Raw genomic sequence first — 8,732 nt, 5'->3', positions numbered from 1 at the left:
TCGATAGAGGGCGCTGTGCTGCCGTGGCGGCGAGGGGCGGGCGGCGGTCGATCTGCAGGGCGAGGGCTTCGGTGCCCGCGCCGGCCGCTCCAGCGGCCATAGGCAGCGCGACAGCCGCCGCCGCGGCCATCCCCAGCGCCGCCTGCCGCACGCGGCTCTGGCGCTCGCTGATGCCCTCGGCGGCGCCGTTGCTGATCTCGTTGCCCGCCAGCATGAAGACGCGGCTGGGGCTCTTGATGCCAAGCTTCTCCTTGAACCACCCGATGGCCGCCTCGCCGGCGCCGGTGATGGCCGTCTTGACCGCGCCGAGCGCACCGGTGATGCCGTTCGCCAGGCCCTCGATGATCGCGCTGCCGAAGGCGGCGAAGCGGGCCGGCAGCGCCGCGAACCAGGTCATGGCATCGTTGAAGACGGCTTTCACGGTCTGCCACAGGCCATCGAAAAAGGCGCTGATCGGTTCCCAGTACTTGTAGATCAGGAAGGCCGCCACCGCGATGGCGGTGATGAGCAGCCCGATCGGATTCATGAGCAGTGCGCGGCCGATGAACAGGATGGCCCGGCCGGCTGCCAGCAGGCCGCTCATCAGCGGGCCCTTGAGGGTCGACGCGAGCGGGCCGATGACGCTGGTGGCCTGCGCGAACAGAAAGCGCATCAAGAAGACCTTGCCCGCTACCAGTGCCAGCGGCACCAGCAGCGCGCCGGCCAGCGCGATCAGGGCCGAGATGGCCGCCGCCACCTTCAGCACGCCGCCGACCAGGCCGGGGTTGGCCGCGACCCATTGCGCGAAGCGTTCCAGCAGCGGGTTGACCAGGTTCAGCAGATCGGTCAGCGCGGGCTTGAGCGTGTCGCCCAGCGCCGCGCCGGTGTTGAAGAGCCGGTTCTTCGTCATCTGCCACCGGGCAGAGATCGTGTCGTTCCGGGCCGAGGCCTCCCGGCGCATCGAGCCCTGCGCCTGCGGGCCCCGGGCAAGCTCCAGTTGCCGCTGCAGCTCCTCGGGCTTGTCGACCAGCTTGGCCAGCGTGTCGGAATGCTCCATGCCCACCAGTTCGACCATCACGCCGATCTGCTTCTCGCGCGGCAGCGCGCGGATGGCGCCGATCACCTCGAGCAGGGTGCCGGTCGCGTCCTTCGACATGCCGGTCTGCACGTCGGCCGACTTCAGCCCGATCTCCGCCATGGCGGACTGGAACTTCTTCGTGCCCTTGGTCGCCGCCGCGAACTTCTGCACCATCGCGTTGGCGGCGGTACCGGCCGTTTCCTCTCGCTCGCCGAGGGTCAGCAGCGTGGAGCCGAGCGCGGCGGCATCGCGCGCCGACATCGCCACGGTCGAGATCACGCCCGAGGTGCGGTTCAGGAAGCCGATGATGTCGCTTCCCTTGCTGATGGCGTTGTCGTCCAGGAAGTTGATGGAGTCGGCCAGGCCCTCGATCTCGGTGAGCTGGATCTTGAAGTTCTTCGCCACCTTGCCCATGGCCTCGGTGATCTCGCCGGGCACGGCGTCGAAGGCGGTGGCCATCATCGCGGCGGTGCGGGTGAAGCTCTGCAGCTCGTCGGTCGGCACCTCCATGCGCGCGGCGGCGGTCACCATCTCGGCGATCTCGGTGGTGGCGATCGGGATCTCGTGGCTCAGCGCGCGCACCTGCTCCTCGATGGCGCGGTACACCGGCGTGAGCTGGCCCAGCTCGTCGCGCGCGCCGGGCACCTGGCGGGCGATGCCGAGCATGGCGTCCTCATGCGCCGCAAAGCTCTGCACAGGGCCCAGCACCGCCTGCACGCCGCGCGAGCCGGCCGCGTAGGCGCCGTAGCCGGCGCCGGCGGCCATGCCGGTGTGGAGCATGGCCTTGCCGTGCTGGGCCTTGAGTTGGGCGGCGCGGCGCTGCTGCTCGCCCTGGCGCCGCAGGGCGGCCGTCTGGGTATTGATCGAGGCGGTGGTGGACTCGATCTCGCCGCGCAGACGCCGCTCGTGCGTGCCGAGTGCGCTGGTGCTGATGCCGGCGGTGGCCAGGCGGTCGCGCAGCTGCTGGGCGCGCTGCTGCTGCCGCTGGAACTGCTCGCCGAGGGCGGCGGCCTCCTTGCGCGCGGCGTTGAAGTCGCGGGTCAGCGCCTTGGTGGGGGTGGCCGTCTGCGCCATCTGCTGGGCGAACTGCCGGGCGCGGGCCTGCGCGGCCTGCATGTCGGTGGCGGTGCTGCGCAGGCCGGTGCGGACTTCGCGGAACTGGCCGACGGCCTTCTGCTGCTCGTCGAGTTCCTTCAGCCYGGCGCGGGTCTCCTTGAGCACGCGGGCGGCGTCGCCGCTCGCATTCTTGATCTGCCGCAGCGGCGCGGTGGCCTTGTCGATGGCCTGCAGGATGACCTGCAGCCGCAGGTCATTGGAGGCCAAGGGCGCCTCCGCTGCGGGTCAGTCTTCGGCGAGCAGGGCTTCGATCTCTTCGGCCCTGGCGCGATGCTCCTTGGCGCTTTCGTACGCCCAGACGCCCGACAGCATCCCGAGCGGGAACAGCAGCGCACCGATCCACACCACGATGGCGAGCGCGGCCAGGATGACGATGAGGATGGTGAGGAACATGGAGAGCCATCGTAGGGTCAGTCCTGCGCTTCGTGCCGCTCGCGGGCGCGCTCGCGCCAGGCCATCAGCTCTTCGAGCGAGAAATCAGCCATTTCCGATGGCCCCCAATGAAAAATCACCGCCAGATCCGCCATGGCGTCCTCTACGCGCTCGGGGAGATGGAGGCCAGCGCTGCCCTCGGCAGCAAAAAACCCGACACCATGGTGCCGATCTGCACCAGGTCGGCCGGGTCCATGTCGCCGATCTCCTGCTTGAGGATCATGGGCGTGCTGATGCGCGGCAGCACGGTGCACAGGGCGTTCACGTCCATCTGCAGCAGGTCGGTGAGCGAGATGCCGCGCAGCTCGCCGGACTTCGGTTTGCGCAGCGTGATGCGYTCGATGGTGGTGTCGCCGCGGCGGAGGGGCGTGTCGAGGGTGATGGTGTTGGCGGTGGTGTCGTTCAGGTCGTCCATGGCTGTCTCGCTGAGGTGGTTGGGGTTCACAGGCCGATCGCCGCACGGATGTCAGCCATCAGATCCCGGCCGTCCACGTACTCGACCATGTTGACCAGGTCGATCTCGATGACGGTGCTGCCGTCGATGCTCAGCTTGTAGTAGCTCAGCGCGCTGGTCACCTTGATCTCGGTGAGGTCGCCGGCCTTGCTGGTGCCGGGGTCGATCTCGGTATGCCGTCCGCGCACCACGATCTCCAGCGCGCCGACGTTGCCGGTGCCGGCGTCCTGCAGCGCGCCGGCGAAGCGCAGCAGCAGGGCGTCGTGGCGGGCCGCGCCCCACTGGCCGAACAGGTCGCGCAGGTAGCCGGCGGCGGTCCACTGCAGCTCCAGGCCTTCCATGCCGAGGTCTTCCTTGATCGGGCCGTTCATGCCGCCGGCGCGGTAGTCCTCGGTCTTGCGGGTGAGCTTGGGCAGCGTGACTTCGGGCACTTCGCCCAGGTAGGCGCGGCCGTCGTTGAAGAGGGTGAAGTTCTTGAGCTTGCGGGGGAGGGACATGGCGTGTTCCTTCGTGGTTCAACAGGTCAGGCCGTGGCGACGCGCGCGGCAAAGTCGGCGAAGTAGCGGTCGGTGATGCGCTGGCGAAAACTCAGGTCCTCGATCGGCGGGATCGGCGTGTAGTCGTAGTCGATCACCAGCTTGCCGCTCTTGAGCGTCTCCTTCTGGTTGATCTCCTCGTCGTACCAGGCCGAGCCGTCGAGCAGGTAGCCGCCGGCCTTCAGTTCGCGGAACTTGGCGTTCACGCCTTCGAGGATGTCCTTCACGATGCTCGGGTGCATGGGCTTGTCGACCGCCCACATGTGCGCCTCGGCGATGCTGTCGGCCAGCACCTGGGCGGTGCGGGTGGCCGACTCGAAAGCGAACAGCGGCTCGTCGCTGCAGGTGCGCGAGCCCCAGAAGCGGTAGCCGTTGCTGTTGATCAGTGTGGTGACGTCCGCCGCGTTGAGCACGCCGGCGTCGGTGGCCGGGTTCTGCAGGTCCCAGTAGATGTCCTTCGAGATGCCGAGCACGCCGTTGACCGCGACGTTCGAGAGCGTCTTGTGCCAGCCGGTGTCGTTGTCGATCTTGGCGCGCAGGCCGAGCGCGCAGGCGGCCGCGGGTACGTTGGCACGGGCGTTGGCGCTGCTGTCCCAGTTCTGGAACTCGGGGTAGATCACCATCAGTTCGCGGGCGCCGAATTCCTTGCGGTAGGCGATGGCGTCTGGGACGCTCTGGCACTCCCAGGCGCCGACGTAGGCGAAGCCGCGCAGCTGCTGCGCGACGCTGGCGAGACCGGCCGCCACCGGTTGCGTGTCGAGGCCCGGCGCGCCCAGGATGCGCGGCTTGATGCCGAGCACGGCCTGCGCCGCCAGCAGGGCCTTCATGCCCGTGTACCTGCCCTGGGTCGAGACGGTGCCGAGCACGTGCGTGGTGGTGGCTGCCTGGTCTTCGCCCGGCGCGACCCGGACCACGATGGTGACGGGCCGCGCCTGGTCGGCAATGGCCTGCAGCGTGCGCGCGAGCGTGCCCGAGGTCCCGGCCTTGGCGAGGGCGGCGTAGACGTTGGTGATGAGCACCGGCGTGTCGAGCGGGAAGGCGAGTGGGTCGGCATCGGGCGCGGTGGCGACCAGGCCGATCACGGAGGTCTGGATGGTGCGGATGGGCCGCGTGCCCTCGGTGAGTTCGAGGACGCGCACGCCGTGGTGGTAGTCGGTGAGGGACATGGGGGTGCTCCTGTGGAAGTGGTGGTCGGCGGATGGCGTCAGGCGGATGCGGCGGGTGCAGCGGTTGCAGCGGATGCGGCCGGCTGCTCGAGCGGCGGCACGATCAGGCGGGGCAGCAGGTCGGCCAGGGCCTCGGGGGTGGGTTCTTCGGCCTCGCCGGCCTGCACGCGCGCCAGCAGCGCGTAGCAGGCGTCCCACACCAGCGAGCGCCAGGCGCGCAGCGCCCGGCCTTCGTTCTGGAACTTGGGCACCGCGGGCTCTTCGGCGTAGGTCACGGYGGTCTTCATGTCGTCGTAGCCGCAGGCGCGCGCCGTGGCGTCGAGGTGCGCCTGCACCCGGTCGCGCAGCGCGGCCAGGCGCTCTTCGAAGCTGGGCTCGCGAGGCGGGGTCGGGGCCGGGGGCTCCGGCGCCGCCGCGGGCTGCGGCGTGGGGGGTAGCTCCTCCAGCACCCAGCTGCGGTCGACCAGCACGGCGCGCATGCCGGCCGGCACGGGCGGCGGCGCCACATCGGTGGCGAGGGCGGGGTTGAGCAGCGCGTGGACGGGCTTGCCCTCGCGCTCGGTCTCGACCGGGTCGAGCGGATGCGGCGAGCTGCCCAGCAGCACGCGGGTGTCGGGGTCGATCAGGTAGATGGTCTTGGTCATGTGCCGGCCTCGGGGCTTCAGTAGCTGACCCAGGCGGTCAACGCGACGTTTCGCGGCCGGGTCGCCGAGAAAAAGCCGCCGTTGAATGGCGCCGCCACTGGGGGGGTGTTGGCGCTATAGACGGGGCCGGCCCCGGGGTAGAGCGCGGGGAGCACGGCGTCGCTTCCGTAGTCGACGAGGCCTGTGGCCTTGCCGGCCAGGAAGGAGATGTTGATCGCGTCCGTGTTGTCGTCATATCCGCCGACCAGCGTCGCCTTCTGAAACGACCTGAGGGCTCGGCCTGCGTCCACGCCGCGGCCGTTGTCCAGGCAGCGGATGAACTCGCCGCGCAGGTCGACGAGCGAGAAGGTGCCTGCCCCCGAGAGGCCGAGCCGTGCGACCAGGTCGGGGTAGTTGGCCTGGTTGTAGGCCACGTCGCCGCGGATCGGCAGGTAGCCCGGAATGCTGGCTGGGTTGTCGTAGCTGTACTGCACCATCCCGGGCTGGTGCCAGGGCGCGCGCACATAGGCGCTGCCGCTCCACACCATCTGCCGCAGGTGCGGCGCGGTGACGGTGATGACGTGGCCGACATGGGTCTTGGGCACCGTGGCGAAGGCGCCGCGAAACGCGTAGACCGGGTGCGGGTCGTCCAGCGCTTCGTGCGCGGCCACGGCGGTGCCCAGCAGTGCCGAGATCTCCTTCGCGGTGTGGGCCCAGCGCACCCACCGGGTGCCATCGCTGCCGGGCGGAACGCCCAGGCTGGGCGCGATGCTCTTCCAGGTGGTGTCGCCGTGCGCCACGAAGGCGTCCACCGGGTAGGCGAAGGCCGCCACCCAGGCGGTGACGTTGCGCACACGCTGGTAGCGCGTGCGGTTGGCGAGCTGGCGCGGCGGCACGTTGTCGATGCCGCTCGGGCCGCCGAGCACGGGGTCGTCTTCTTCCCATTGGTAGATGCCGTCTTCCCAGACGTCGGATTCGGTGAGGTGGGCCATGGAGGTGATGCAGCGCCTAGGCGCTTCCGCGGTTGAACGAGCCGTCGCGGCGCATGGCGCCGTTGTGGCTGTGGACCACGGCGGCATAGCGCAGGCCCAGGCACACGCAGCGTGCGGGCGCGACGGCGGGCAGCAGCGCGCGGATGCGCGCCGCCTGCTGGTTGGTGATGGGCCGCTCGAGCACGATGCGGTAGGTGGCCCAGGTCGCGCTGAGCGGCGCGCGCGGGTACTCGCCGTTGCGCGAGACCGCGCCGTTGTGGGTGACGCCGCCGATGCGCTCGATGATCGTGACCTCGCCGAAGCCCAGCGCCCGAATCAGTGCGCGAATGGCCCAGGGCGTGCCCTTGCGCCGGTGGATGTTGATGCTGTCGAGGATGACGGCGCGGCGCGCGTCGTCGCTGCGGGCGTCGCTCCAGCCTTCGACGGTCAGCGTCCACGAGAGCCAGGGCAGCGCCTCGGCGAGGCAGTCGCGGGCGTGCCAGAGGTGGCGCAGGCCGGTGGTGTCCAGCGCGAGCGTGGAGACCGCGGCCAGCGCCGACTCCAGCGCGCTGCGGTTGGGCGGCAGCAGGCGGGCATCAGTCATGGACCAGCACCTCGGTGACGGTGGTCGCGGTGACGCGCACGCACTGCGTGGCGTCGCACAGGATGTCTTCGGCGGGCGAGACGATCACCACCCGGTCGATGCCCGGCTGATGCAGCGCGGCGTCGATGCCCGATCGCGGCAGCCCCGCGCCCAGACGGCGGATCTTGGGCAGCCAGGCGGCCAGCGCGCCGCGGGCGGTGGCGGCGGCAATCTCGCCGGCTGGGCCGCTCTTGCGGTGCAGCACCGCGACGATCCCGGTGTCGATCATCTTGGCCGACTGCACGGTGACCAGGTCGCACAGGGGGCGGATGTGTTCGGCGCTCAGGGCGCGGCGCACGGTGTCGAGCAGCGCCGGGTCGGCGATGCCGCTGGCGTTGTCGGCGAGCACGGTCACGCGCACCTTGCCGCTGCCGGCCTCGGGGCTGTCGACGCCGGCATCGGCCACGTGGGCGCTGGCCGTCATCGCATGAAAGCGGTAGCTCTCGCGCGGCCCGGCGGTGGTGATGCCTTCCAGCGCCGCCTGGGTGCGCTCGCGCAGGCGGTCGTCGTTCTCGTAGACGGCCGCCACGGGCGGCACGGCCTCGGGGCGCGCCGGCGTGGCCACGAGGCGCCGCACGTCCAGGTTGGCCGCGAGGTGGTCCAGGTCGGCGCCGACCGCGTAGGCCAGCAGGCTGGCCCGGGCGGCGGCGTTGATGCGCTGACGCATCAGCAGCTCCTGCCAGGCCATGACCTCCAGCAGCTTCATGGCGGGGTCGGACTCGAGCAGCAGCGTGAACGCGGGGTGCAGCTCCCGGAAGCGTTCGAGCAGCTTGCGCAGGATGGCCTCGTAGTCGAGCGGCTCGATGACCTGGGGCGCGGGCAGCAGCGTGAGGTCCATGCTCATGCCGCGGCCCTCATCTGCATGGGCACGCGCAGGGCCAGCACGCTGGCGGCGACGCCGGGCGGCGTGTAGATGCCATCGATCTCCAGCACCACCTGGCCGGGCCGGGTGCCGCTGAAGAGCTGCACGCGCGAGAGGCGCAGGCGCGGCTCCCACTTCATCAGGGCGCCGGCGATGGCCGAGTAGGCGCGCACGCGGGTGGTGCCGTTGTCGGGCTGGTCGATCAGCTCGGGCAGCTGGCTGCCGTAGCTGCGGCGCATGAGGCGACTGCCGATGGGCGTGCCCAGGATGTCGGCGATGCTCTGGCGCAGATGCTCGAGGCCGTCGATCGCGCGGCCGGTGGTTCGGTGCATGCCGCTCATGCCGGCTTGCCTGTGAGGGCGCCGCCCTTGGCGACGCCGTCGTGCTGGTGGTTGGCCAGGCTGATGCCCTGGGCGATCACGTCGTTGCCGGGCAGCGTGAGGTTGCCGTTGCGGACCTCGACCGGGCCGTGGATGACCGCCACCGCGCCGCCAGGGCCCGTGCCGCCGCCGACCAGGCCGGCGGCATAGGTGAGCAGGCCCTTCACGAGCAACTCGCCGGTGGCGATGGTCTTGGGGGCGTCGAGGGTGATCTGCTGTGAATGCACCGTGGCGCTGTCGCTGGCGGTCACGTCGGCGGTCTTGCAGCGGACGGTGACCGAGTCGGGCACCGTGATGTCGGCGGTGCCGCCGGCGGGCAGGGAGGCCGTCAGGGCGTGCCGGGCGTGGTCGTACTCGACGACGGCGCCGTCGGGGTAGGTGGTGCGCTCCACGTCGCCGGTGGCGCCGTTGGCGGCGATTGCGTCGCTGAAGACGCCGACCAGGACAAAGGCCGAGGCCATGTTGCCGCCGGGCGAGAGGACGATGCACTGC

12 protein-coding genes are annotated in these 8,732 nt (G+C 70.7%); all 12 read right to left on the bottom strand.

Annotated elements, in window-relative coordinates:
* Positions 1–2,380 (bottom strand): phage tail tape measure protein (locus AC1D2K_RS23260; RefSeq protein ID WP_478091321.1); only part of this gene is annotated, 2,380 nt, incomplete at its 3' end.
* Between the two features lie 18 nt (positions 2,381–2,398).
* Positions 2,399–2,566, bottom strand: coding sequence for a hypothetical protein (locus tag AC1D2K_RS23255; RefSeq protein ID WP_478091320.1), 168 nt, complete (start codon positions 2,564–2,566; stop codon positions 2,399–2,401).
* Positions 2,567–2,583: 17 nt separating this feature from the next.
* The gene (locus tag AC1D2K_RS23250) at positions 2,584–2,700 is read right to left on the bottom strand and encodes a GpE family phage tail protein (protein WP_478091319.1); all 117 of its coding nucleotides are present in this window, start codon (positions 2,698–2,700) and stop codon (positions 2,584–2,586) included.
* A gap of 8 nt (positions 2,701–2,708) precedes the next feature.
* Complete coding sequence (locus tag AC1D2K_RS23245; RefSeq protein ID WP_478091317.1) at positions 2,709–3,020, bottom strand: phage tail assembly protein; 312 nt, start codon at positions 3,018–3,020, stop codon at positions 2,709–2,711.
* Positions 3,021–3,046: 26 nt separating this feature from the next.
* Entirely contained in the window at positions 3,047–3,556 is a 510-nt protein-coding gene (locus tag AC1D2K_RS23240) for a phage major tail tube protein (protein ID WP_478091316.1), read from the bottom strand.
* Positions 3,557–3,582: 26 nt separating this feature from the next.
* Positions 3,583–4,761: a phage tail sheath protein gene (locus AC1D2K_RS23235; RefSeq protein ID WP_478091315.1), complete on the bottom strand. Its 1,179-nt coding sequence runs from the start codon at positions 4,759–4,761 to the stop codon at positions 3,583–3,585.
* Positions 4,762–4,799: 38 nt separating this feature from the next.
* Positions 4,800–5,405, bottom strand: a complete 606-nt coding sequence (locus tag AC1D2K_RS23230; protein ID WP_478091314.1) for a hypothetical protein — start codon at positions 5,403–5,405, stop codon at positions 4,800–4,802.
* Positions 5,406–5,422: 17 nt separating this feature from the next.
* On the bottom strand, positions 5,423–6,376 hold the full coding sequence (locus AC1D2K_RS23225) for a hypothetical protein (protein WP_478091312.1): 954 nt from the start codon (positions 6,374–6,376) through the stop codon (positions 5,423–5,425).
* Between the two features lie 16 nt (positions 6,377–6,392).
* Complete coding sequence (locus tag AC1D2K_RS23220) at positions 6,393–6,959, bottom strand: phage tail protein I (protein ID WP_478091311.1); 567 nt, start codon at positions 6,957–6,959, stop codon at positions 6,393–6,395.
* On the bottom strand, positions 6,952–7,842 hold the full coding sequence (locus AC1D2K_RS23215; protein ID WP_478091310.1) for a baseplate assembly protein: 891 nt from the start codon (positions 7,840–7,842) through the stop codon (positions 6,952–6,954). Before AC1D2K_RS23215 ends, AC1D2K_RS23220 begins: the two co-directional genes overlap by 8 nt.
* Positions 7,839–8,192 carry a GPW/gp25 family protein gene (locus AC1D2K_RS23210; RefSeq protein ID WP_478091309.1) on the bottom strand — a complete coding sequence of 118 codons (354 nt, stop codon included), beginning with the start codon at positions 8,190–8,192 and terminating at the stop codon, positions 7,839–7,841. Before AC1D2K_RS23210 ends, AC1D2K_RS23215 begins: the two co-directional genes overlap by 4 nt.
* Before the next feature lie 5 nt (positions 8,193–8,197).
* Positions 8,198–8,732, bottom strand: a 535-nt coding sequence (locus AC1D2K_RS23205) for a phage baseplate assembly protein V (RefSeq protein ID WP_478091307.1), incomplete at its 5' end; no start/stop codon positions are given.

The organism is Variovorax sp. P1_H12_2 (assembly GCF_056405335.1).
This window is presented reverse-complemented; position numbering and strand designations above follow the sequence as displayed.